This is a genomic window from Pseudomonas sp. VEM90, from assembly GCF_054611535.1.
Genome location: NZ_JBTRAR010000003.1, coordinates 25776 through 49326 on the forward strand (window position 1 = coordinate 25776; position 23551 = coordinate 49326).

At 62.8% G+C, this 23551-nt stretch carries 26 protein-coding genes and 1 riboswitch; of the genes, 5 read left to right on the forward strand and 21 right to left on the reverse strand.

The features are described 5' to 3' along the window. Positions 1-393: 393 nt before the first annotated feature. The gene (locus ACYCCG_RS04225) at positions 394-813 is read right to left on the reverse strand and encodes a tetratricopeptide repeat protein (RefSeq protein ID WP_176685472.1); all 420 of its coding nucleotides are present in this window, start codon (positions 811-813) and stop codon (positions 394-396) included. Positions 814-1763: 950 nt separating this feature from the next. Between ACYCCG_RS04225 and ACYCCG_RS04230 the strand changes: the two genes are divergently transcribed. From ACYCCG_RS04230 to ACYCCG_RS04240, 3 genes are all read left to right on the forward strand, one after another. Then, positions 1764-1988, forward strand: a complete 225-nt coding sequence (locus ACYCCG_RS04230) for a hypothetical protein (protein ID WP_176685473.1) — start codon at positions 1764-1766, stop codon at positions 1986-1988. Positions 1989-2237: 249 nt separating this feature from the next. Beyond that, on the forward strand, positions 2238-2720 hold the full coding sequence (locus ACYCCG_RS04235) for a hypothetical protein (protein ID WP_176685474.1): 483 nt from the start codon (positions 2238-2240) through the stop codon (positions 2718-2720). 147 nt (positions 2721-2867) lie between these two features. Beyond that, complete coding sequence (locus tag ACYCCG_RS04240) at positions 2868-4133, forward strand: OmpP1/FadL family transporter (RefSeq protein ID WP_459669517.1); 1266 nt, start codon at positions 2868-2870, stop codon at positions 4131-4133. Between the two features lie 43 nt (positions 4134-4176). Here ACYCCG_RS04240 and ACYCCG_RS04245 read toward each other — a convergent pair whose 3' ends face one another. Beyond that, positions 4177-5106, reverse strand: a complete 930-nt coding sequence (locus tag ACYCCG_RS04245) for a LysR family transcriptional regulator (protein WP_459669519.1) — start codon at positions 5104-5106, stop codon at positions 4177-4179. Between the two features lie 114 nt (positions 5107-5220). Between ACYCCG_RS04245 and ACYCCG_RS04250 the strand changes: the two genes are divergently transcribed. Then, positions 5221-5481 (forward strand): DUF2798 domain-containing protein, encoded by a 261-nt coding sequence (locus tag ACYCCG_RS04250; protein WP_176685477.1) that lies wholly within the window; start codon positions 5221-5223, stop codon positions 5479-5481. Positions 5482-5625: 144 nt separating this feature from the next. Here ACYCCG_RS04250 and ACYCCG_RS04255 read toward each other — a convergent pair whose 3' ends face one another. From ACYCCG_RS04255 to cobO, 15 genes are all read right to left on the reverse strand, one after another. Further along, a complete protein-coding gene (locus tag ACYCCG_RS04255) occupies positions 5626-6177 on the reverse strand; it encodes a glutathione peroxidase (protein ID WP_014592086.1) in 552 nt (183 codons plus the stop codon). 46 nt (positions 6178-6223) lie between these two features. Continuing rightward, the gene (locus tag ACYCCG_RS04260; protein WP_256122397.1) at positions 6224-6346 is read right to left on the reverse strand and encodes a hypothetical protein; all 123 of its coding nucleotides are present in this window, start codon (positions 6344-6346) and stop codon (positions 6224-6226) included. Continuing rightward, positions 6343-7545: an MFS transporter gene (locus ACYCCG_RS04265; protein WP_218115526.1), complete on the reverse strand. Its 1203-nt coding sequence runs from the start codon at positions 7543-7545 to the stop codon at positions 6343-6345. Before ACYCCG_RS04265 ends, ACYCCG_RS04260 begins: the two co-directional genes overlap by 4 nt. Positions 7546-7608: 63 nt before the next feature. Continuing rightward, complete coding sequence (locus ACYCCG_RS04270) at positions 7609-8013, reverse strand: MarR family winged helix-turn-helix transcriptional regulator (RefSeq protein ID WP_084850372.1); 405 nt, start codon at positions 8011-8013, stop codon at positions 7609-7611. Between the two features lie 61 nt (positions 8014-8074). Next, positions 8075-9190: a glycoside hydrolase family 5 protein gene (locus ACYCCG_RS04275; RefSeq protein ID WP_339443502.1), complete on the reverse strand. Its 1116-nt coding sequence runs from the start codon at positions 9188-9190 to the stop codon at positions 8075-8077. Between the two features lie 229 nt (positions 9191-9419). Then, entirely contained in the window at positions 9420-10142 is a 723-nt protein-coding gene (locus tag ACYCCG_RS04280; RefSeq protein ID WP_209964068.1) for an adenosylcobinamide-GDP ribazoletransferase, read from the reverse strand. 1 nt (position 10143) lies between these two features. Further along, the gene (locus tag ACYCCG_RS04285) at positions 10144-10710 is read right to left on the reverse strand and encodes a histidine phosphatase family protein (protein WP_209964062.1); all 567 of its coding nucleotides are present in this window, start codon (positions 10708-10710) and stop codon (positions 10144-10146) included. Further along, positions 10707-11762, reverse strand: a complete 1056-nt coding sequence (gene cobT, locus ACYCCG_RS04290; protein WP_209964059.1) for a nicotinate-nucleotide--dimethylbenzimidazole phosphoribosyltransferase — start codon at positions 11760-11762, stop codon at positions 10707-10709. Before cobT ends, ACYCCG_RS04285 begins: the two co-directional genes overlap by 4 nt. Further along, complete coding sequence (gene cobU / locus ACYCCG_RS04295; RefSeq protein WP_209964055.1) at positions 11759-12280, reverse strand: bifunctional adenosylcobinamide kinase/adenosylcobinamide-phosphate guanylyltransferase; 522 nt, start codon at positions 12278-12280, stop codon at positions 11759-11761. Before cobU ends, cobT begins: the two co-directional genes overlap by 4 nt. Before the next feature lies 1 nt (position 12281). Further along, entirely contained in the window at positions 12282-13736 is a 1455-nt protein-coding gene (locus ACYCCG_RS04300) for a cobyric acid synthase (RefSeq protein ID WP_209964053.1), read from the reverse strand. Continuing rightward, positions 13733-14725, reverse strand: a complete 993-nt coding sequence (gene cobD / locus ACYCCG_RS04305) for a threonine-phosphate decarboxylase CobD (RefSeq protein WP_392460830.1) — start codon at positions 14723-14725, stop codon at positions 13733-13735. Before cobD ends, ACYCCG_RS04300 begins: the two co-directional genes overlap by 4 nt. Next, entirely contained in the window at positions 14718-15626 is a 909-nt protein-coding gene (cbiB, locus tag ACYCCG_RS04310; protein WP_459669524.1) for an adenosylcobinamide-phosphate synthase CbiB, read from the reverse strand. Before cbiB ends, cobD begins: the two co-directional genes overlap by 8 nt. Then, entirely contained in the window at positions 15623-16273 is a 651-nt protein-coding gene (gene bluB / locus ACYCCG_RS04315; RefSeq protein WP_339443499.1) for a 5,6-dimethylbenzimidazole synthase, read from the reverse strand. Before bluB ends, cbiB begins: the two co-directional genes overlap by 4 nt. Then, positions 16270-17565: a cobyrinate a,c-diamide synthase gene (locus tag ACYCCG_RS04320; protein WP_339443498.1), complete on the reverse strand. Its 1296-nt coding sequence runs from the start codon at positions 17563-17565 to the stop codon at positions 16270-16272. The genes bluB and ACYCCG_RS04320 overlap by 4 nt, the downstream gene beginning before the upstream one ends. Beyond that, complete coding sequence (gene cobO / locus ACYCCG_RS04325) at positions 17562-18173, reverse strand: cob(I)yrinic acid a,c-diamide adenosyltransferase (RefSeq protein ID WP_014754250.1); 612 nt, start codon at positions 18171-18173, stop codon at positions 17562-17564. The genes ACYCCG_RS04320 and cobO overlap by 4 nt, the downstream gene beginning before the upstream one ends. 120 nt (positions 18174-18293) lie before the next feature. After that, a riboswitch (cobalamin riboswitch) is annotated at positions 18294-18514 on the reverse strand. A 269-nt stretch (positions 18515-18783) separates the two neighbouring features. Between cobO and ACYCCG_RS04330 the strand changes: the two genes are divergently transcribed. Beyond that, positions 18784-20091 (forward strand): PQQ-dependent sugar dehydrogenase, encoded by a 1308-nt coding sequence (locus ACYCCG_RS04330; protein ID WP_459669527.1) that lies wholly within the window; start codon positions 18784-18786, stop codon positions 20089-20091. A gap of 55 nt (positions 20092-20146) precedes the next feature. Here the strand turns inward: ACYCCG_RS04330 and ACYCCG_RS04335 are convergent, their stop codons facing one another. From ACYCCG_RS04335 to ACYCCG_RS04350, 4 genes are all read right to left on the reverse strand, one after another. Then, the gene (locus ACYCCG_RS04335) at positions 20147-20680 is read right to left on the reverse strand and encodes a C40 family peptidase (protein WP_209964043.1); all 534 of its coding nucleotides are present in this window, start codon (positions 20678-20680) and stop codon (positions 20147-20149) included. 141 nt (positions 20681-20821) lie between these two features. Continuing rightward, the gene (locus tag ACYCCG_RS04340; RefSeq protein WP_209964040.1) at positions 20822-21460 is read right to left on the reverse strand and encodes a C40 family peptidase; all 639 of its coding nucleotides are present in this window, start codon (positions 21458-21460) and stop codon (positions 20822-20824) included. Positions 21461-21587: 127 nt separating this feature from the next. Then, complete coding sequence (gene hda / locus ACYCCG_RS04345; RefSeq protein WP_003252443.1) at positions 21588-22295, reverse strand: DnaA regulatory inactivator Hda; 708 nt, start codon at positions 22293-22295, stop codon at positions 21588-21590. Positions 22296-22475: 180 nt separating this feature from the next. Then, positions 22476-23549 (reverse strand): AI-2E family transporter, encoded by a 1074-nt coding sequence (locus tag ACYCCG_RS04350; RefSeq protein WP_401097873.1) that lies wholly within the window; start codon positions 23547-23549, stop codon positions 22476-22478. Positions 23550-23551 lie beyond the last annotated feature (2 nt).

The window sequence follows — 23551 nt, forward strand, 5'->3', positions numbered from 1 at the left end:
TGCAGCTTATCAGCCTGACTGGCGTGTTGCCTGCATCGGCCTCTTCGCGGGCCTGCCCGCTGCGCAAGCCTGAAGGAAAAGCCCGCACGGTCGCCCGTAGGAGCGGGTTCACCCGCGAAGAGGCCGGCCCTGCTGGCCAATCTCCACCCGCCGTTCACCGTCGCCGCCGCCACCGTATTCGCGGGTAAACCCGCTCCTACACACGCATCGGGGGTTGAACACAGGCCGCCGTAGGAGCGGTTTTACCCGCGAAGAGGCCGGCCCTGCTGGCCAATTTCCACCCGCCGTTCACCGTTGCCGCCGCTACCGTATTCGCGGGTAAACCCGCTCCTACCACGGTGATGGACACACATCGGGGATTGCTCGCAAAAGGGCCCGCACAGGCAACGAAGCTCAGGCAGGAAACCACTGTCGCAGCAACCGCCGCGCTTCCTGCGAGCCCTGCCCTGCGGCAAGCTCAAGCCAATAGCGCGCCTGCTCCGGCTCGTTTTGCCGACACAGCCGAGCGTACTCCAACTGCGCCCGACGATCCCCTGCGCGGGCTGCCTGACGCAGCAGCTCATGGCCAATACGCCGGTCGCGGGCATTGCCACAGTCGCGGCACAGCATCTGCCCCAGGCGGCTCTGCGCCACAACCACACCTTGGCGCGCCGGCTGCTTCAACAGGCGCCCGGCCAGGTGCTTGACCTGAGGTTTATCGCCCAGGCGCGGGCTATCGAGCAACCACAGGGCCACTTTCAGGGAAAAGCGTTTGGCGGGAGGTGCAAGTGTCGATGCAACGGGGCTGGCGAGGTGTTTACCGCGAAACTTCATGAGCAACAGGTTTTGGTAACTCGAAAAGCGCGCCACTCTACTCTTTTTTTTTCGCCCTGGCCTGTCGATTTCTGGAGTATTGAAAAAAAATTCAATGATCTTTTCTTGACGTTTCCAGGAGGATGACCAACCGGTCTTTTGGAGCATGGGGATTGTCGGACAGTTCATCCCGTTGCTGGCACGCCCGTGCTAGAGCAAGCGCTCGGGACAATCCACAGTTCCTGTGGATAACTCGGTGGACAACCCCCTATCACACCCCTCAAACCCCCGTGAATTGGGGGCTTTGGTCAAACTGACGATTTTTTCACCAGCTAAAAATAGTGTTTTTTTTCATTGACTTAACCACGCAGTCAAGGCATTGGCGAGGCTGCCGGGTGGTGTTATCAAGCCGTTACAAGCGCTGCCCCGAATGTGAACAAGTGCACCATAAACCTTCATTTCCGTGCACGAAAAGGACACATCGGCCCGCATAAAGGCCATTTACCCCCTCTTCACAGCAGCGAGAATTCGCGCCATACTGCGCGGCTCACTTGAACATACATACTGCTTGCCAAACACCTGCACTTCCGGTAAGGTGCCCCTCGTTAGTACCAAGCTGAAAGTCAATTTTGGCCGCAAGCGTCCTTGCAGACTCGTTCCCCCCAAGAGCAGTTCTGCTGAAACAAGGACCGGCCCATTCAATGATTCACTCGCCAGCACTGCGCTGCGCAAGCATGAATCACATGACAGATTGATCAGGATCCCACCTCGACGGCCTAGAACCTTGGCCTCGGCGTGCTGCCTGCCTTCCGAAGTACCTACCAGTCAGCCCAAGCGCCTACATTTGATTGCGCCCCCTCTGGCTGCCCTGTTCCAGTCAGGTTCGTTCGTCCCTTAATAAAGGCGTCACTGGAACGTTTCTATCATGCACGGATCTTATCCCCGTGTTTAAAGCAGGAACCTCCAACAATATGCAAACTCATCATCAGATTCAGGCTGCCATTGGCACCCTCTCCCAGGCCTTCTCGCCGTTGAAGTGCCTTATCGTTGCCCCACGCAAGGGCAGCTTCAGCTTTACCTTGGTAGACGAACACGGCGTTGCCTGCCACACCGAACGCCTGTACCACGAACAGTACAGCCGCAGCGAACCGCTGCAGGCGGTGATCGCCAGGACTCGTCAGTCGCTTACCGCGTGACCGGCGAATGCCGGGGTATTCAAGCGCTGAATCATCCAATCGCAAGACTGCCTGAACGCTCCTGGCGTAATTGCCTTAGGGCATATGGCCCGGAGCATCAGGCAGTAATCGATTTAAAAACAGCTCTTTACACCACGATTATCACACTACACTTCAACTCGAGCGGTGCTTTCCGCTCCCGGCGGGCCTGATCATTCACCAGCTGCCAAGCTCCAGCGCCCGTCCGGCCCTTACCTGCTCGAGGGCATCATGGGTATTGCGGCGAATGAATTGTGTCAGTATGTGATCCGACCCACCCTGGTCTACCTGAACCGTCACTGCGCCAGCGCCGAAGCTTTGTTACTGGGCATCGCCGCCAGTCAGTCAGCCCTCGGCTCAGCCCTGCATGACCGGCGCGGGCACGGCCTTTACCGTATCGGCGAGCAACGTCACCAGGCGCTCTGGGACGAATACCTGGCCCGTGATCCCGACCTAGCCAGCCTGATTCGCGGCCTGGCCAGCCAGCACGCCTTCCTTGGTGGCCCGCACCTGGAGCTCACCGTCAACCTGCGCTATTCCACTGCCATTGCCTGGATGCTCATCGAAGAGCAGGCCACACCATTGCCTGCGGCGGACGATCTACTGGCACTGGCGCGGATCTGGCGACAGATTTTCAACCCCCAGGGTCGCCTGCGCGACTTCACCCACGCCTGGCATGCCTGCATAGATCAGAAATTGCCACAGGCATCTTGAGACGCGTCCTACAACTATACCGGAAAAAAGGGAATTTTGGTCGGATTGTCCTACAAAACCGCTCTAACTCCTGCGATTGAGCCTATAGCGCGGCGCGTGATTTGTTGGTAGCTTTTCGCCCCGGAGATCCCAAGGAGTTTTCTAATAATGAAAAAAGTAATGCTCAAAACCTCCCTCGGCGTAGCCGTTGCGCTTGCTTCCAGCCAACTGCTCGCCAGCGGCTTCGCGCTCAACGAACAGAGCATCAGCAGCATGGGGACAGGTTTCGCGGGACGTTCTTCTTCTGCCGAAGATGCCAGTACCGTATTCGGCAACCCGGCCGGCATGTCCCGCCTCAAGCGCGAACAGTTCACCGTGGGCGGCGCTGCCGTCATCGCCAAGACCGACATATCGGGCCCAGGCAGCAACCTCGGGGGGGAAACCGATGGTGACATGGTGCCTGTCGTTGGCGTACCCATGGGTTACTACGTCAAGCCGATCGATGACCACTGGAGCGTCGGTTTCGGTGTCTACGTACCGTTCGGCCTGGTAACCGACTACGGCAGCGATGATGCCGCGCGCTACTGGGGCAAGAAGAGCCACGTACAGGTTGTCACCTTCCAGCCGACTGTCAGCTATGCCTTCAACGACAAGGTCTCGATCGGTTTTGGCCCGACCATCAACCGCATCGAAGGGGAACTGGGCTCGAGCCTGATCAACCCGTTCACCCCGGGCCGTAACGACGGCGAAGTGAAGATCAAGGGCGACGATACCGCCGTTGGCTACAACATCGGTATTCTGGTCCAGGCCACCGACCGCACCCGTGTCGGTCTTACCTATCACTCGATGGTCGACTACAAGCTCGAGGGCAAGACCCGTGTCAGCACCCCGCTGATCGGGCCATTCAACGGCAACAAGTTTGAGGCCAGCCTGAAGATCAAGACGCCTGAATCCGTCGACCTTTCGGTTACCCATGAACTGGACGACCAATGGACCCTGTACGCAGGCAGCACCTGGACGCGCTGGAGCCGCCTGGAAGACATCACCGTGCAGAACGATGTGCCGGCGCCACTGGCAGGTTCGGCGTTCCAGACCATCACCGAAGAGCAGAACTGGCATGACACCTGGGCTCACGCCATTGGTGCATCCTACAAGGTCAACAAGGAGTGGGTACTGCGTACCGGCTTCACCGTCGACCAGTCGCCAACCAACAACCACGATCGTTCGCCGCGCATCCCGACTGGCGACCGCAAGGTGTTCAGCCTGGGTGCCGGCTGGAGCCCGAACGACGACATGACCATTGACGTCGCCTACTCCTACCTGTGGGAGGAGGACACCAAGGTCAATCAGGTCAGCGCGACCAAAGGCAGCTACCAGGCCAAGTACGAGAACAGCGCTCACGGTATCGGTGCATCCCTCACCTACCGCTTCTGATTCTTGCGCGTCACATGAAAACCGCCTTCGTGGCGGTTTTTTTTCATGCCTGCACTTGCCAGCTGTCGCCCAGGCACTCGCGCAGATAGTCCATGAAAACGCGCACCTTGGTGGTCATGGCAAAGCGATCGGCCAGGCACAGGTAGATGTCCATGGGCTCGGTCTGGGCGTAAGCCTGGCTGCTGTCGCAGTATTCGAACAGCGGCACCAAGGCGCCCGAGGCCAGGTGTGGCCGCACAATGAACTCGGCCAGGCGGGTGATGCCACCATCGTGCAGGGCCATCTGGGTCAGGGCATCGATATCGTCGCTGATCAATACATTGCCGAATTCCGCTTCGAAACGCAGGCCGTCCCGTATGAAGCCCCAGCGCAGGAAGCGGCCATCCACCGGGTAGCGAAACACAAGGCAACGGTGCCCGCGCAAGGCCTCGGGCGTGCCAGGTACGCCAGCACTTTGCAGGTAGCCAGGTGAGGCACAACAAATGAACGGAATGCGGGCGATGCGCCGGGCCAGCAACTGGTCTTCGAGCTGCGGCGCAATGCGCAGGCTCACGTCAACGTCTTCACGGGCATGGTTGACCCGACGATCAGTCGTTACCAACTCTATCGAAAGTAAGGGGTAGCGGGCACTGAAAGCAGGTATCAACGGTGCCAGCACATGGCGCCCGAAGGCAGAGGTCGAGGCAATGCACAACCGCCCCTGAGGTTCGCTGTCGGGTGTTGTCACTGCCTGTTCGGCCAGGACCAGATCACGCTCGATGTGCTTTACACGCTCGTAATACTGAGCACCAGAGGGCGTCATGGCCATGCTGCGTGTGGTTCGGCTGAGCAGGCGCACTTGCAGGTGGCCTTCCAGCCGCGCCAGATTCTGGCTGACGGCTGCCGGGCTAAGGCCGATGTTACGGGCGCCAGCGGCAATGCTACCGGCCTCGACCACCTTGATGAAGCAGCGGATGGCGTTGAGCAGGTCCATGGTGAGCTCTTGGATTCGTAATGATTTCTTTATAAAGAACTCAATGCTGCGGGTCTACAGCTGCAGGCGTGCACGTTGCTAATCTGCGCTTCCACTCAGCTTTCAGGAGTTCGCATGAGCAACCTTTCCCGGTCGCGCGGTCGACGCAAATTACACCCGGTCGCTACCCCCTACGTTTTCGCGTTCTTCATGTCGTCGATCATGGCGCTGTTGATGTGCTTTGTGATCACGGCTGCCAATGCCGGGATTACCCCGGAGTATCTGGGCAATGTGCTCAAGGCCTATCAGCTGGCGATGCCGGTGGCATTTGTGTGTGTGCTGGTGGTCCGGCCGGTGGTGATGCGGCTGGTGGCGATTACCGTGCATGCACGGTGAAGTGGCCTGCAGCCAGCCACTTCCTGTTTTTGATCTTGATCTTCACGACTTCAGGAGGCCTGCGCTCGGCCTCCTGAAGTCGCAATCTGCATCGCCTGAACTGCCTCGCACTTAGAAGCAGAAGTCGCAGCAAGATCAGCCTGGTTACTGCTGTGAGGCGATGGCCTTTTCGATAGCGGCGCGGAATGCGGGATCATCCGGTTTGGTCAGGCTGGAGAAGTTACCAATCACCTTGCCCTTGCGATCGACAACATACTTGTAGAAATTCCACTTCGGCGCACTGCTCTGGCTGGCCAGCTCCGCGAACAGCGGTATCGCATCCTTGCCCCGCACCGCCTGCGTCTTGGTCATGGTGAAGGTGACGCCGTAGTTGGCATAGCAAACCTTGGCAGTCTTCTCACTGTCGGCGTCTTCCTGCTTGAAGTCATTGGACGGCACGCCGAGCATTTCCAGCCCTTGCTCGTGATATTCCTTGTACGTCGCCTCAAGCCCCTCGAACTGCGGGGCAAAACCGCAATAACTGGCAGTGTTCACCACCACGAGCGGCTTGCCGGCAAAGCGTTCGCACAGCTCGACCTGCCCCTTGCCGCGCAATTCCGGCAGGCTGCCCTGCAACAACGCCGGGCAATCCGCTGCCCAGCTCGATGTACTGGCAAGCAGGGCCAGCACCGGCACCGTCAACCAATGTGCACGCATGACTCGTTTCTCCCGCATGACAACCCTTGAGCTTGCAGGGTAGCGCCTAACACACACTCATGCCCAGTTGCATCAGCGCCATCCCTCCCTGATGCCAGCCCCACCACACCAGTGCCAACAGCAACAGAGCGGCAACCGCCAACAGCCCGCGGAGCAGGTAGCGGTTCATGCTGCCTGGGCCTGAAGGCGTGCAACCGGGCGTTCGCGCACCGGCCAGTTAAGGGCAGCAGCCAGCAAGCTGAGCAGGATGGATATCTGCCAAACCAAGTCGTAGCTACCGGTGCGGTCATACACCACCCCACCCAGCCACCCCCCCAGGAACGCGCCCAACTGATGGAACAGGAACACGATACCGCCCAGCATGGACAGGTTACGCACCCCGAACACGGTGGCCACGGTACCATTGGTCAACGGTACCGTGGACAACCACAGCAGGCCCATGGCAATACCGAACAGATAAGCACTGAACTCGCTCACCGGCGCCCACAGGAACAGCACGATCACCACCGCGCGCAGCAGGTACAAACCGGTCAGCAGGCGCGGCTTGGACATGCGCCCGCCCAACCAGCCAGCGGTGAAGGTTCCGACGATGTTGAACAGGCCGACCAGCGCCAGCACTGTCGTACCGGTGGTCGCAGCCAGGTGCTGGTCAACCAGGTAGGCCGGCAGGTGCACGCCAATGAACACGACCTGGAAGCCACAGACAAAAAAGCCCAGCGCCAGCAACCAGAAGCCGGAGTGCGTGCACGCCTCGCGCAGCGCCTGGCCCAGGGTCTGCTCGGCACCGTGACTGGGTAACGGGCGATCGCGCAGCAGGCCGACGAAAGGCACGATGAACGCCACCATCAGCCCCAGCACCAGCAACGCTGCCGACCAGCCCAGCCACTGAATCAGACCAAGGGTGCCCGGCAACATGGCGAACTGGCCGAATGACCCGGCGGCGCTGGCGATCCCCATGGCCATGCTGCGTTTTTCGGCCGGCACAGCACGCCCGACCACACCGAGGATGACCGAGAACGACGTGCCGGACAGGCCAATGCCGATCAGCAAGCCCGCACTCAGCGATAACGACCAGGCCGAATCAGCCATGCCCATCAGGATCAAGCCGACGGCATAGAGAATACCGCCGATGATGACCACCCGCGCCGCGCCAAGCCGGTCGGCCAAGGCGCCAGCGAACGGCTGCGCCAGCCCCCAGATCAGGTTCTGCAGGGCAATGGCGAAGGCAAACACCTCACGCCCCCAGCCAAAATCAGCACTCATCGGCGCCAGGAACAGGCCGAAGCCGTGTCGTACGCCCAAAGATAGCGCCAGTATCAAGGCCGCCCCCACCAATACCCATCCGCTGGTTCGCCACACCGAAGTCATTTTCGTTATCTCCCGCTCATCGCAAGGTTTTGCGGGTATATACCCGCTTATAGTCGTATCGAGTCAGGCCAGTTGTTTCAGCAGTCGCACCAGCTCATCCCGCTGCCCCACCCCGAGCCGTTCAACCAGCTCTTTCTGCGCCTGCTCCCAAGCTGGGTGGGCAACGTGCAACAGTTGCTTACCCGCTGCGGTCAACAGCACCACGCGGTTACGCTGGTCGTCGCCATCGCCCAGTGCTACCAGCCCATCCGCCTCCAGCACACGCAGATTACGGCCCAGGGTACTGCGCTCGAGTCCCATGGCTTCAGCCAGGACTGTGATGCTGGGTCGGTCGAGCCGTTGCAGGTGACGCAGCAGGGAAAACTGGGCGACATTGACCCCGAAGCCGGCAAGGGCTTCGTCGTAATGCCGGCTCACCCCGCGGGCGGCACGACGCAGGTGGGTACAGATGCATTCACTGGTCAGCATGGATACGTGTATATACCCGCATACTGACTGTTGCAAGAAGTTTCACAAGGGGTGAGAAGCGTCAGTCCGGGTTCAAGCGCCTGCGGATCGGCTCGAACTCAACCGTGGCCTTGCGCGCCAGGGGGTCTGGCGCGCCCTGCTCGGCCGCCTGCCAGTAGCGCCACGGCACCTTCGCCGTGCCCAGTTCGTAGTCCATGCCATCCCAGTTGTCTTCACGGAAGCTATAGAACGCCCAGTGCAACCGGTTGCGATCCAGCACGACGAGTACATCTTCAAGATACTGCCGACAACCCGGCAACCTGCGCATGCAGCCAAACTCTCCCACCACCAGGCGAGAACGCGGCAGCCCCATGGCTTCGGCCCATGCCAGCGGCTGGCGCAGGTAGCGTTCGACGCGTTGCCCATCCCACAGCTGGGTCTGCCCGGCAAAAGGTACGGGGCCTGGATAGGCGATGGGATGCTTGCGCGCCATGTTCGGCGCACTGGTAGCGGCATAGGGCTCATACATGTGCACGCTGTACAGCACTCGCGCGTCTTCCAGCGGGGCTGGCCAGTAGCCGAACGCGTCTGCACCCGCATACCAGCCGGCATCGACCATGATCGGCGTATCAGCGTCTTCTTCGCGAATGGCCGCTATCAGTTGCCGGTACAGCAAGGGCAGATCGCGCGTACCTCCCTGCTCTTGCGCATACCACTGCTGCATCTGCCCACGTTTGGCATGTTCAGCCAGGCTGCTCTGTTTCTCCGGTGCTGGCTCATTGATCAGGTTGTAGGCGGCGATGGCCGGATGGCGCTTCAGTTCGCGCGCCATATCTCGCCAGAAGGCCGCAGCCTGGGACCAGTAGCGTTTGTCTTGCCACAGGCGATCATCGAACTGGCCCTGGTTATTTTGCGACCAGCGCATACCCGGTAGCGAGAGTGGCGCGATGACCACCTTGAGCCCCGCCTGGTGTGCCCGGTCGAGGGTGGCACGCAGCACAGCCAGGTCGGCTTCGGGCAGGCCTTCATAGGTATCGGCGCTGCCGAGGAGGAAATCACGTTTCACCGGTTGCCATTTGTCGTACGACAGCCGCACCCAGGTAGCGCCGTACCCCCTCAGGGCATCGAAGTAGGCCTGATCGGGTGGCAGCCGGTTGAAACTGTTGCCGCCGTGGCGTGGGGTGTCCCAGAACGCCATGAGATCTGCAGCAGTGGCTGGGAGGGTGGACAGGACCAATAGACTGGCAAAGATCCAGTGACGCACGGGAAGCCTACCTGGTTGCATGAAGGGAGGCTGAGGATACGCCGACAAGGGAGATGCAGGCGCTACCGGACCGTTGCTGGAAGTTACTGCCCCGCCTCCACCTATGAGGCCTTTCGCGAAAGCACTGCAAAGCAGCCCCGGAAGTACGGTCCGGGCCAAGCGCTCAACCCCCCAGCGCCAACCCGAGCAGGACGGCCAGCTCCAGCAACTCCAGCAACGCACCCGCGGTATCACCGGTGGTCCCACCCAGGCGCCGGCACATCAGATGCCGCAACCAGACAAACACCGCCAGCGCCAGCAGTACGCTCCATCCGCCAAGGAACAGGCAGAACAGCATACAAACCAGCAACACCCACCCCGCCGCGCGCCGGGGCAAATGTTCGGCCAACGCCTGGCCCAACCCGCCAGATCGCACATAAGGTGTGCCCAGGAACAGGCCCAACATCGCCGCCCGCCCAATCAACGGCGCCAGCAGCAATTGCGCCCCGACGCCCTGCCCGACCAGCACCCACAATGCGCAAAACTTCAGCAGCAACACCAAGACCAGGGTGACCACGGCTATCGGCCCACTGCGCGGGTCTTTCATGATCAGCAAGGTGCGTTCACGGTCGCCGAAACCACCTAGCCAAGCGTCGGCACTGTCCGCCAGGCCATCCAGGTGCAAGGCACCACTGAGCAGTACCCACAACGTCAGCAGCAAAGCCGCGTGCAGCGGCGGCGGCGTGCCCTGTAGCAGATGGCTGGCCAACCACAGCAGCAAGCCGAACAGCAGCCCAACCAGCGGGTAATACAGCAGCGAACGCCCCACCTCACTCGGTGCCGGCATGCCCGGCAGGCTCACCGGCAGGCTGCTGAGAAACTGCAAGGCGATCCAGAACGGTAACATCTCAGGGTGCCTCGACCAGTTGCCCGTCGTCACCCGGCACCAGCCGCATCAATGCCCCATGGCCAACCTCGACCTGCAGTAACTGCGCCCTGGGCAAGCCACGGGCACGGGCCAGTAACAGCCGCATCACGCCGCCATGGGTCACCAGCAGCACGCGCTTGCCGGCATGTTGCAGGCGCAAACGCTCGACCGCCGCCAGCACCCGTTCGGCAAATGCCTCGACCGGTTCGCCATTGGGCGGTGTGAAGGCGTAAGGGTCGGCCCAGAAACGCCCCAGTGCATCGGCCTGGTGCTCCATGATCTGCGCCGCAGTTTGGCCCTCCCAATCACCGAAGTGCAGTTCCTGCAGGGCAGGCTCACGCTGCACTGGCAGTTTCAATTGCGCACCCAGCTCATCGGCAAAACGCCCGCAGCGCTGCAGCGGCGAGCTGACCAGCACCTGCCATGGACCGGCGTCGGCCACGGCGCGGCGCATCTGCACCCAGCCCTTGTCGGTCAAGGCATCATCAAGGCTGCCACGCAGGCCGCCCTGTTCCGTTTCACCATGGCGCAGCAAGTCGAGGATCATGCCGGGCGGTCCGCCACCGCGGCCTCGACAAAGGTCGCCATCTGCCCATGCAGCGCACAGGCCAGGCGCAACAGCGGCACCGCCAGGGCAGCGCCACTGCCCTCACCCAGACGCAAGCCCAAGGCCAGCAAGGGTTCGGCCTGCAGCGCAGCAAGCAAGGTCTTGTGGCCGGGCTCAGCGCCCTGGTGAGCGAACAACAACCAGGCCCGACACTGCGGGTTGAGGCGCACTGCCACGAGCGCAGCGACACTGCAGATAAAGCCATCCACCAGCACCGCGACACCCGCCTGCGCGCAACCGAGGTAGGCACCGGCCAACGCCGCGATCTCGAAACCGCCAACACAAGCCAGTGCCTGCAACGGGTCTTCAGCGCGCAAGCCATGCAGGCGCAGCGCCCTCTCGATGACTTCCGCCTTGTGCTGCACCCCGGCGTTGTCCAGGCCGGTGCCTGGGCCGCTCAGCGCCGACGCCGGGCACCCTAGCAGAACACTGGCCAAGGCTGCGGCGGCGGTGGTGTTACCAATGCCCATCTCACCACCGATGAACAGCTGTGCGCCCTGTTCGGCAGCGCGCTGGGCACTGTCGCGGCCGGCCTGCAAAGCCGCTTGCAGCTGGTTTGCGGTCATCGCGGGTTGGCGGGCAAAGTTGGCAGTACCGGTGCCCAGGCGCAGATGGCGCACGCCGGGCAGCTCCAGCTGCGCGTCAATGGTGCCCAGGTCGACCACGTCCAGGCTGGCCTGCAGCTGCCGCGCCAGCACACTGATCGCCGCGCCCCCGCCGACGAAGTTACATAGCATCTGCCCGGTCACCGCCTGCGGATAGGCCGAGATGCCCTCTTCGACCACGCCGTGGTCACCGGCAAAAATGCTGATGGCTACCTTATCCAGCGTTGGCCGCTCAAGCCCCTGAAGGCCAGCCAACTGAATGGCCAGCTCTTCAAGTTGGCCAAGCGAGCCAGCAGGTTTGGTCAGTTGCTGCTGACGGGCGCGGGCCTGGTCCATGGCGGCGTTGTCGAGGGGTTGGCAGGCGTCACGCCACCAGGCTTGGGTCATAGTGCAGGTCCTTTGAGGATTAAGGGCAGGCCGGCCACGGTCAACACGACACGCTGACAGCGTTCGGCCACGGCCTGGTGCAGCCAGCCGGCCAGGTCGACATAGCGCCGGGTCAGCTCGCCCATGGGTACGACGCCCAGGCCGGTTTCGTTACTGACCAGGATAAGGGTGCCAGGTAACTGCTCCAGGCACGCCAACAGGGCATCACGCTCCTCGGCCAGGCGCTGGTCGTCGTCCAGCATCAACAAATTGGTCAGCCACAGGGTCAGGCAATCCACCAGCAGGCAGCGCCCTTCGGCCGCCTCGGAGCGCAGTACCGCAGCCAGGGCCAAGGGCTCTTCGATCAACCCCCAGTCATCCGGCCGACGCTGGCGATGCAGCAACACGCGTTCATTCATTTCACCATCCAGCGGCTGGCTGGTGGCGATGTAGGTCACCGGCAAGCCGCTGGCACTGGCCAACTGTTCAGCCAGGCGGCTTTTGCCAGACCGGGCACCACCGAGGATCAGGTTACGCATATCAGGCCACCCCACACAGCTGACGCAATTGTGCGGTGTCCAGGTGCTTTTCCACCAGATCGGCCAGGCGCTCGATGTCGTGTTCGCGCAACGCTTCGTAGTCGATAACCTGCACATCCTCCAGCCCGGCCCAGCGCAATAGCGCGGCACACGACTGGCTGCCTTCGAACAGGCCATGCAGGTAGGTGGCGAGGATCTGGCCATCGGCACTGACTGCTCCATCATGGCGGCCATCAGCCAGTTGGACCGCGGGTTGCTCCAGAGCAGGCCCGGTGGTCACGCCAGCATGAATTTCATAACCGGTTACCGTTGCCGCTTCAAGGCTCAGCGTCCCGGCAACATTGCGCAGTTGCTTCTCGGCTTCGAGCACCGTGGCATAGTCGAGCAGGCCGAGCCCCTGGCTTGAGCCTGCGGCCCCCTCCAGCCCCAGCGGGTCATGCACTTCGCGCCCCAGCATCTGCAGACCACCGCAGATACCGATCAGCTTGCCGCCATAACGCAGGTGCCGCTCGATAGCCTTGTCCCAACCGCGCTCGCGCAGTTGTGCCAGGTCGCCGCGTACGCTCTTGGAGCCCGGCAAGATGATGAGGTCGGCCGCCGGAATCGGCTGGCCCGGGCCGATGAACTGCAAGTCCACCTGCGGGTGCAGGCGCAGCGGGTCGAAGTCGGTGTGGTTACTGATACGCGGCAGCACTGGCACGATCACCTTGAGCACACGCGCGTGCTTGACGCCCTGGCGCACATCGATGCCGTCTTCGGCTTCCAGGTGCAGGTCAGTAACGTAAGGCAGGACGCCCAGCACCGGTTTGCCGGTGCGTTGTTCCAGCCAGTCCAACCCTGGCTGCAGCAGGGCAATATCACCACGGAAGCGGTTGATGACAAAGCCTTTGATCCGTGCCTGCTCACTGGTCGACAGCAATTCCAGCGTGCCCACCAGATGGGCGAACACTCCACCGCGGTTGATGTCGGCCACCAGGATCACCGGGCAGTCCACCGCTTCGGCAAAGCCCATGTTGGCGATATCGCCGGCACGCAGGTTGATCTCAGCCGGCGAGCCCGCGCCCTCGACCATGACCACCGGGTACGCGGCACTCAGGCGCTGGTGAGAAGCCAGCACAGCCTGCATGGCCGTGGTCTTGTAGTCGTGGTAGGCCACTGCATTCATGCTGGTGACCGCGCGACCGTGGATGATGACCTGGGCGCCGGTGTCGCTGTTGGGCTTGAGCAGCACCGGGTTCATGTCGGTGTGCGGCTGTAGCCGGCAGGCCTGGGCCTGCACCGCCTGGGCACGGCCGATTTCACCGCCATCAGCCGTCACCGCGCTGTTCAGCGCCATGTTCTGTGGCTTGAATGGCACCACAGCGACACCCTGACGCAACAGCCAGCGGCACAACGCGGTCACCAGTGTGCTCTTGCCTGCGTCGGAGGTGGTGCCTTGCACCATGAGGGTCGTCATGCCGTTTCCTTTTGATAAGCCGCCAAGGCGTGGGCCAGGCGCTGTTCGTCCGCGGCGCAGGCAGGCAACCCCAGGCGCACAGCCGCTGGCTGTTCGAACAACCGTACAAGGATGCCGCGCCGGGCGAGAAATTCATGCAGTCGCGCAGCGTGCTCGCTACGCACGTACTGGAACAGGTCGCAGCCGCCGCTGGGTGCCAGGCCGGCCCTGCGCAACATGTGCGCAAGCCGCTGGCTGGCAGCAGCACAGCGTTCGGCCTGCGCACGCTGGGCAGCTTGATCAGCCAGACTGGCCTGGGCCAGTACCCGGGTCGGGCCATTGACCGTCCAGGGTCCGAGCAGCTCGGCCAGGCGCAGCAGCAAGCTGCGTTCGGCGGCAACGAAGCCCAGGCGCACACCGGCCAGGCCGAAGAACTTGCCAAACGAGCGCAGCACGATCAGTCCCGGGCGTTCGGCGCAGTCCACCACGCTGTCCGCCGGGGTGTTATCCATGAATGCTTCGTCGACCAGCAGCCAGCCACCGCGGGCAGCCAGGCGAGCATGCCAAGCCAGCAGACGTTCGCGCGATACCCGGTGGCCGGTCGGGTTGTTGGGGTTCACCAGCACCAGCACGTCGAGGCCGTCGAGCGCAGCCTCAACTTGCGCCTCATCCAGCGCCAGCAGTTGGTGCCCCGCCCGTTGCCAGGCATAGGGGTGTTCGGCATAGCACGGCGTCAGCACGCCTACCCGGGCGGCTGTACGCAGCAGCGGCAAGGCCTGGATCGCGGCCTGGGAGCCGGCGACCGGCAGCAACTGGCGGGCGCCGTAATACGCGCGCGCGGCGTCCTCCAGGCCGTCCTCGGTTTCCGGCAGACGGGCCCAGGCGTCGACGGGAATCGGCGGGATCGGGAATGGCCAGGGCGCAATGCCGCTGGACAGGTCGAGCCACTGCTCACGGGGGATACCGTATTGCTGCACCGCGCGAAGCAGGCGACCACCATGTTCAAGCATTGATATAGGCCCCCAGGCAAATCACCAGCAGCCACAGCCACACGCCGCGCTGCACCAGTTGCCAGCCGCGCTCGATGGCATCGGCATCAGCCACTGGCCCCTCGCCCAGGCGCGGCCGCTCATGCAGTTCGCCGTGGTACACCGCCGGGCCACCCAGCGCCACGCCCAGCGCACCGGCGCCAGCAGCCATCACCGGCCCGGCGTTGGGGCTGTCCCACAGCGGACCCTGCTGGCGCCAGCAGGCCAGGGCCAGACGGGTTTTGCCCAACAGGGCATACGTCAGGGCCACCAGCCTTGCAGGTATATAGTTGAGCACATCGTCGATGCGCGCCGCGCACCAGCCAAAGCGCTCGAAACGTTCGTTACGGTAGCCCCACATGGCATCCAGCGTGTTGCTAAGGCGGTACAGCACCACGCCGGGCGCACCGGCCACCACAAACCAGAACAACGCGGCGAACACTGCATCGCTGCCGTTCTCCAGCACCGACTCGGTGGCCGCTCGGGCCACCGCTGGCTCGTCCAGTTCGCGCGTTTCGCGGCTGACCAGGTAGCCAACCCGGCGCCGCGCCTCCGCCAGATCGCCCTGGCGCAAAGCGTTGGCCACCGGCAGCACATGCTCGCCCATGCTGCGCAGCCCCACGGCGCAGTAAAGCGCCAGCACGTCAACCAGCCAGCCGATATACGGCAGCCACGAAAGGATCAGTGCCACCAGGGTCAGCGGCACCACCGCCAGGAACCACGCACTCACGCCGTGGCTGCGCCAGCCACGCCCGCCTGCATTCAGACGGCGCTCAAGGTTGCCGGCCATGTTGCCGAAGGCCACCAAGGGGTGGCGGCGCTGTGGTTCGCCCAGCAAGGCGTCCAGGGCCACCCCGGCCACGGTCAGCAAGGCCACGCTCATTGACGCTCTCCCCATTGGTTTTCGTAAAGCATTTCACTCAGGGGCCGCTCTTCGGCCCAGCTTTCCTGCACCAACATCGGCACCGGATAGAACTCGGCGACCGGCCCAAGGCACAGAACCGCCACCGGCTTGGCACCGCCGGGCATGCCCAGCAACGTGGCCAGCGCCTGCGGGTCGAACAGCGACACCCAGCCCATACCCAGCCCTTCGCCACGCGCGGCCAGCCACAGGTTCTGGATGGCACAGGCCAGCGAGGCCAGGTCCATCTCCGGCAGGGTGCGGCGGCCGAAGATGTGTGGTTCGCGGTTGTCCATCAAGGCCGCCACCAGCAGCTCGGCACAATCGTTTATGCCCTCCACCTTCAGCTTCATGAAGGCATCGGATCGCTCGCCCAATGCCTCGGCCGTGCGTATCCGCTCCGCCTCCACCAAGGCCTGGATGCGCCCGCGCAGGTCACGCCGGGTGATACGGATAAATCGCCACGGTTGCATAAGCCCGACACTGGGCGCCTGATGCGCGGCGGCCAGCAAGCGACCAAGCAGCTCGGGCGCTACCTGGCCACCAGCGAAATGGCGCATGTCGCGGCGCTCGCCGATGGCCCGGTAGATTGCGGCGCGCTCGGCGTCGCTATAGGCGTGATCATTCATGGTCGCAACAGCGCCGCCGCCGCATCCGGGCAGGAAGGGAAATAGAAGTGCACGTAGGAGGCCGTCAGCCGGCCCAGACGATAAACCGCCTCGTTGCCACGCCCGCCGTTGGGGCTCAGACCGCGGGCAATCGGCTCCAGCGCAGTACTGGTCAGCGAATGGTGATAGGTGTGACCGCGCAAGGTCCCTTCCGGCAGCTCCACCGCCTGCAGCGCCAGGGCGGCCAGGCGCTTCTGCATGGTCGCCTCGCCCGGCAGCAGGCCGAGCAGTTCGGCACGTTCACCGGCCACGTCAGTCAAGGCATCGAGCAGGTACAGCATGCCGCCGCACTCGGCCAGCAATGGCTTGCCCTGCGCGTGGTGGGCGCGGATCGCTTCGCACATCGGTGCGTTGGCGGCCAGCGCATGGTGATGCAGCTCTGGATAACCACCCGGCAGATACAGGCTGTCTACTGCCGGCAGTTCGCGGTCGTGCAGCGGCGAGAAGAACACCAGCCTGGCACCAAGGTTGCGCAGCAGGTCGAGGTTAGCGCCATACGTGAAGGCGAACGCTTCGTCCCGCGCCACGCCAATGCGCACATCGGCCAGTGAGGCAACGCAGGCTTGCGGTTCGGGTTCGGCAAAGCTTACTGGCGGCGGCAACGCCGCATCGCAACTGGCGCCCAGCGCTTCGGCAGCAGCGTCCAGCCGGGTGTCCAGGTCATTCAGCTCGCTGGCCTGCACCAGGCCCAGGTGGCGGCTAGGCAGCTCGATGCCGCGCTCGCGGGACAAGCCGCCATACCAGCGCAAGCCTTCGGTCAGGCTGCCTTCCAGCAGTTGCGCATGGCGCAGGCTACCGACCCGATTGGCCAGCACGCCGGCGAACGGCAGGTCGGCCTGGTACCGCGCCAAGCCCAGAGCCAGGGCGCCGAAGGTCTGGGCCATGGCTGTGCCGTCGATCACCGCCAGCACCGGCACGCCAAAGTGGCGCGCCAGGTCGGCGCTCGAAGGGGTGCCGTCGAACAGCCCCATCACCCCTTCGATGAGGATCAGGTCAGCTTCGCCGGCTGCTTCCCACAGCAGACGACGGCTTTCCTCCGCACCGATCATCCACAGATCCAGCTGATACACCGGCGCGCCACTGGCCCGTTCGAGAATCATCGGGTCAAGAAAGTCGGGCCCGCACTTGAACACCCGCACCTTGCGCCCGAGGTTGCGGTGCAGGCGGGCCAGGGCAGCAGTGACGGTTGTCTTGCCCTGGCCAGAGGCCGGTGCCGCGATCAACACGGCGGGGCAGTGGCGCGATCGACTCACAGTTCGACGCCTTTCTGCGCGCGGATACCAGCCTGGAAGGCATGCTTGAGCATACCCATTTCGGTCACGGTATCAGCCAGTTCGATCATCTCGGGTTTCGCAGCGCGGCCAGTGACAATCACATGCTGCATGGGCGGGCGGGCCTGAATGTCGGACAGTACCTGGTCCAGGTCGAGGTAACCATGCTTGAGCGCGATGTTGAGCTCGTCCAGCACCACGAATTGCACACCTGGGTCCTGCAGCAACTGGCGCGACACCGCCCAGGCGGCTTGCGCGGCAGCGATGTCACGCTGGCGGTCCTGGGTTTCCCAGGTAAAGCCCTCGCCCATCACGTGGTAGCGCACCTGTTCGGGGAAGCGACGGAAGAACAGCTCCTCGCCGGTGCTGTTGCGCCCTTTGATGAACTGCACCACACCGCATTGCATGCCGTGGCCCAAGGCGCGCGCGAGCATGCCGAAGGCCGAACTGCTCTTGCCCTTGCCGTTGCCGGTCAGCACCAGCAGCAGGCCACATTCGTTAGGGGAATTGGCGATGCGTTCGTCGATGACCGCCTTCTTGCGCTGCATGCGCGCCAGGTGGCGTTCGTCGCGTTCGGTGGATTCGCTCATCAGGGTTCTCCGCTGGCTGGCACCACGGCAATGCGCGGCGACAGGTAATAGGCAGGCAAACGGAGAGCGCGCAGAGGCCATGGCAGGATGCCACGGTGCACCGCGCATCACCCTCCGTGATGCCGTTGGCAGTATCAGGCCGGTCTCCGGGCTTGTGAGTGGGCCTCGGCCCTGGCCTGCGCGCCTTCCCGGATGCTGGCATCCAGTGGCCCTGCGCGGCCTTTTACTCATCCACCGTTGCGGGGGCAGCGCCGGAATCGCGCCATGCTGGCACCCACCGGCTTCCCAGTTTCACCCTGCCCAGTCGGGGCTGGCAGGGCACCTGAAACACGCCGCGAAGGTTAGAGGGTTGTACCGGGAGCGTCAATCGAAGCGGGTGACGCCGCCAAAGTATGCCTGACCCGCTCTGAACGTCCGGCCCCTGCGCTGCGCCTGGCCTTCCGAAGTAGCAATCTGCGTTGCCTGAACTACCGTGCACTTAGATGCAAAAGTCGAGGCAAGAGCAAGAACAAGCCTCTCAGAGACTGCTGGATCGACGGGGGCGCCGAGGGGAACCCGACGACCCCAGCCCCCTCTCAGTTCAACAGGCCTTCTTTGGAGGACGCCGCCTATGAAAAGCCTCATGCCTTGGTTAATCGCAGCCAGCCTGGCAGGCTGCGGCGAGACGGCGCTGCTGGACGTGCGCGAGGGCAGCGGACCAACGCCCAAGCTGCCTGCCCCTGTCACGACCTTGATCCCCACCGTAAATATCGCCCCCGCAGTCGGCTGGCCCAAGGGTATGAAGCCGACCGCAGCATCTGGCACCCAAGTCGCAGCGTTCGCCAAAAGCCTCGATCACCCACGCTGGCTCTATTTGCTACCCAACGGCGATGTGCTGGTGGCCGAGACCAACGCGCCGGCCAAACCCGAAGATGGCAAGGGCATTCGCGGCTGGGTCATGGGCAAGGCGATGAAACGTGCCGGCGCTACCGTACCCAGTGCCAACCGTATCACCCTGCTGCGCGATGCCGATCAGGATGGCGTGGCAGAAGTCCGCAGCGTTTTCATCAAAGGCCTCAACTCCCCCTTCGGCATGACACTGGTGGGCAAGAACTTGTACGTGGCGGAAACAGACAGGCTGCTGCGCTTTCACTATGAATCTGGCGCCCTACAGATTGACGATGAAGGCCACCCGGTGACCGAGCTACCCGGCGGCCCTCTGAACCACCACTGGACCAAGAATGTGATCGCAAGCCCTGATGGCAGGAAGCTCTACGTGACGGTTGGCTCGAATAGCAACGTGGGGGAAAACGGCATGGACAAGGAGCAAGGGCGTGCCGCGATCTGGGAGATAGACCCCGCCAGCGGCAAGCACCGGCTGTTCGCCACCGGCTTGCGCAACCCCAACGGACTGGCCTGGGAGCCGCACAGCGAAGTGTTGTGGACAGCGGTCAACGAGCGTGACGAACTCGGCAGCGACCTGGTGCCGGACTATATCACCTCGGTGAAAGACGGCGGCTTCTATGGCTGGCCCTACAGTTACTATGGGCAACACGTAGACCAACGAGTACACCCGCAGGCCCCGCAAAAGGTGGCCGAGGCACTGGTGCCGGACTATGCGGTCGGCCCGCATACTGCATCCTTGGGGCTGGCATTCATCGGACCCGGCGTGTTGCCGCCGCCTTTCGAACAAGGGGCATTGGTGGGCCAGCACGGGTCGTGGAACCGCAAACCACACAGTGGCTACAAAGTGCTGTTCGTGCCCTTCGACGGATCAGGCAAACCTGCGGGCCGCCCCATAGACCTGCTAACGGGCTTTCTCGATAAAGAAGGCAAGGCGATGGGTCGGCCGGTGGGCGTGATCCAGGACGGTCAAGGCGGGATACTGGTGGCCGACGATGTCGGCAATGTGATCTGGCGGGTGAGCAAAGCCCCCTGAATCTCGGCAGCCTGTATCGGTCCCGAGCTCAGCGGGGCCGATACAGGTATCGATATCAGGGATTCTGCGCCAGATGTCCTTGAGGAATCACCCGCTTGGCCTGCAGGTAGGCCTTGGCCCAGTAGCTGTTTGACAGGTAGTCCAGGCGCACGGTGCCACCGGTGGACGGTGCATGCACGAAGCGCCCGTCCCCTACATAGATGCCCGCATGGCTGACCTGCGAGCCACCATTGGTGGCGAAGAACACCAGGTCACCGGACTGCAGTGAACTGGCATCCACCGTCGGTGCGCGCATGACGATCATCTCTCGCGTCGAGCGCGGCAGACTGATGCCTGCAGCATCACGGTACACGTATTTGATCAGGCCGCTGCAGTCGAAGCCGGAGTCCGGCGTATTGCCACCCCAACGATAAGGCGTGCCAACCAGACCAATGGCACGAATCAGCACGTCATCGGCAACCGGCGAAGGATTGGGCTGGCTATAGGTAACCTGTGGCTGTACCACAGGGGCCGGCGCAGGCGCACGGCTGGAACATGCAGCCAGCAAGGCTGCCAAGGAGAGAAATGCGAAGCGCGCCATTTTTATCATGGCCAGAACATCCTGTCTGAGACCGCTGCGCTGCAGCCGAAAAGAGTTGAGAATTTAGATTAGACGCTTTCTGTAAATGCGCACGGCGGTGTGCTTTTTTTTCAAAGCATCACCGCCGCGGCACGGTACATCATTTTGATATCAGTTGCGCGCGATGTTGGTCGGCGCCATGGCCAAGGCTCGCTTGGCTTCGATGAAGGTCTTGCTCCAGTAGCGATCACCGAGGTTGTCGATGCGTACACCGCCGCTGCGGCGGCTGCTGGAGTGGATGAACTGGTTGTCACCCAGGTAGATACCGGCATGGCTCACCCGGCCGCGGCCATTGGTGCTGAAGAACAGCAAATCACCTGGCTTGAGTTTGTTGCGGGCCACTTTCGGCGCATCGACCTTGATCATTTCTCGCGTGGAACGCGGCAGCGTCATGCCCGCCTCTTCGCGGAACAGGTAACCGATGAAGCCACTGCAGTCGAAGCCGGATTTTTCCGAGGTACCACCGAAGCGGTAGCGAGTGCCGATCAACGACATACCGCGCTCGAGAATGCTGTCAGCCAGAACGGGCAGTTGGTAAGGCTTGCTGCCGGAGAAAGACGAAAGGTCATCTTCGGTGGCCAGCTCTTCCGGCTCACCGAATACCGCCGAGGAAGAGGCTTTGGCCTTGATAGCCGATTGTGCGGTGACCGGGGTGTGATCCTGAGGCTGAGATACCGGGCCTTGGGCCGCGCAGCCAAAAAGAAGGGTCACGAGTGCGAGTGGCACGAGGGGTGCGAAGCGCTTCAGCATGGGCACGACCGTGTCTGTAATCCTTTAGAAGGGTGAGACTATGCCCTCTATCATGGCCATTTGCAAATTTTATCGAAAAAGATGTGACTTTTTTGCGCCACCGCTCTGGCCCAGTGTTTTCAGGGGGTTACCAGCCGAGGGTTTCCTTGAGAAAAGGAATGGTGAGCTTGCGTTGTGCCTGCAGCGACGCCTGATCGAGGCGCTCGAGCAAGTCGAACAACGCGCTCATGCTCCGCGCCCCGCGGGTGAGGATGAAATGGCCGACTTCGTCGGTCAGGTGCAGGCCACGGCGCGAAGCACGCAGCTGCAACGCGCGCAGCTTGTCTTCATCAGACAGGCCGCGCATCTGGAACACCAGGGCCAGGGTCAAGCGCGACTTCAGGTCCGGCAGCTTGATCGGCAGCTCGCGCGGTGATGCCGAGGCTGCCAGCAGCAAGCGGCGGCCGCTGTCGCGCAGGCGGTTGAACAGGTGGAACATGGCCTCTTCCCAATCAGCCTTGCCGGCGATCACATGCAAATCGTCGATGCACACCAGTTCGTACTGGGCCAGGTAGTCGAGCAGTTCTACGCCGCGATCGAGCAGTTGCGCCAGTGGCAGGTAGACAGCAGGTTCGCCACGTTGCTGGAAGCGATGGGTGGCGGCCTGCAGCAGATGGGAACGGCCAACACCTTGTTTGCCCCACAGGTAGATAAGGCTCTCGGTCCAGCCGGCGTCGGCTTCGCATAACCGCTCGACGTAACCCAATGCCGCAGCATTGGCGCCCGGATAGTAGTTGATGAAGGTGGCGTCATCGCGCAGGCGCACACCCAGGGGCAACTGGATCGGTGGTTTCATGCTCGCGGGCGGTCGGCAGGACCGCGGGGGGCCTTTGGTGAACAATGTGCAAAGTCTATACCTGCAACGCGGGGCGCACAATCTCGACTGCGGATAGGGCAAGCAAAATCAACAAGTTGCGTTTTGCAAGCGACCTGCGGATGCGGGGCGCGAAAAGGCTCAAGACAAAACGCGTGGCGTTCAAAGCTCCGGGTCGATATTTCCGGCGTACATGTCCGATTCCTTGTACAGAGCATGCACATGCCGCAGCAGCACCATGATCACCGCCGCCACCGGCAGCGCCAGCAGCACGCCGGTAAAGCCGAACAGTTCACCACCCGCGAGGATGGCAAAGATGACCGCAACCGGGTGCAGGCCGATGCGATCGCCCACCAGCAGCGGGGTCAGTACCATACCCTCCAGCGCCTGCCCGACCATGAACACCGCAACGATGCCCAGCATCGGGTACAGGTCGCCACCGAACTGGAACAGGCCGGCCACCAGCGCGGCACCAATGCCAATGATGAAGCCCATGTATGGCACGATGGCCGCAAGACCTGCAAGCATGCCGATCAGCAGACCGAGCTCGAGCCCCACCAGCATAAGGCCGGCTGAATAGATGATGCCCAGGGCCAGCATCACCATCAGTTGCCCGCGCACGAATGCGCCCAGCACTTCATGGCATTCACCTGCCAGGCCCATCACTTGCGACTCGCGCTGGCGCGGCAGCAGGCTGCGCAGCTTGCCCATCATCAGGTCCCAATCGCGCAGCAGATAGAAGCCCACTACCGGGATCAGCACCATGTTGGCCAGCCAGGCCACCAACGCCAGGCCTGAGGCGGTAGCCTGGGACAGCAGCATGCTGACGATATCGGTGGTCTGCCCCATGTGCGCGCCGATGGCGGCCTTGATCTTGTCGAATTTCCAGAAACCATCGGCCAGGCCAAGGCGGCCCTGTACCCACGGCAGCGCTACATGCTCAAGCCAGTCGAGCACCTGCGGCGCCAATTCGTAAAGGCGCACCAACTGCTTGGCCAGCATCGGCACAAGCACCAGCAACAAGGCCAATAGCACCAGGGTGAACAGGCCGAACACCACCACTACACCCCAGGTACGCGATAGCCCCAGGCGCTCGAGGCGATCGACCAGCGGGTCGGCCAGGTAGGCCAGCATGATGCCAACCAGGAACGGCGTAAGAATATTGTGCAGGCTATAAAGCAGCACAGCGATCAGCAGCGCAACACCCAGCCAGATCCAGCGACGCATGTCAGTCACGG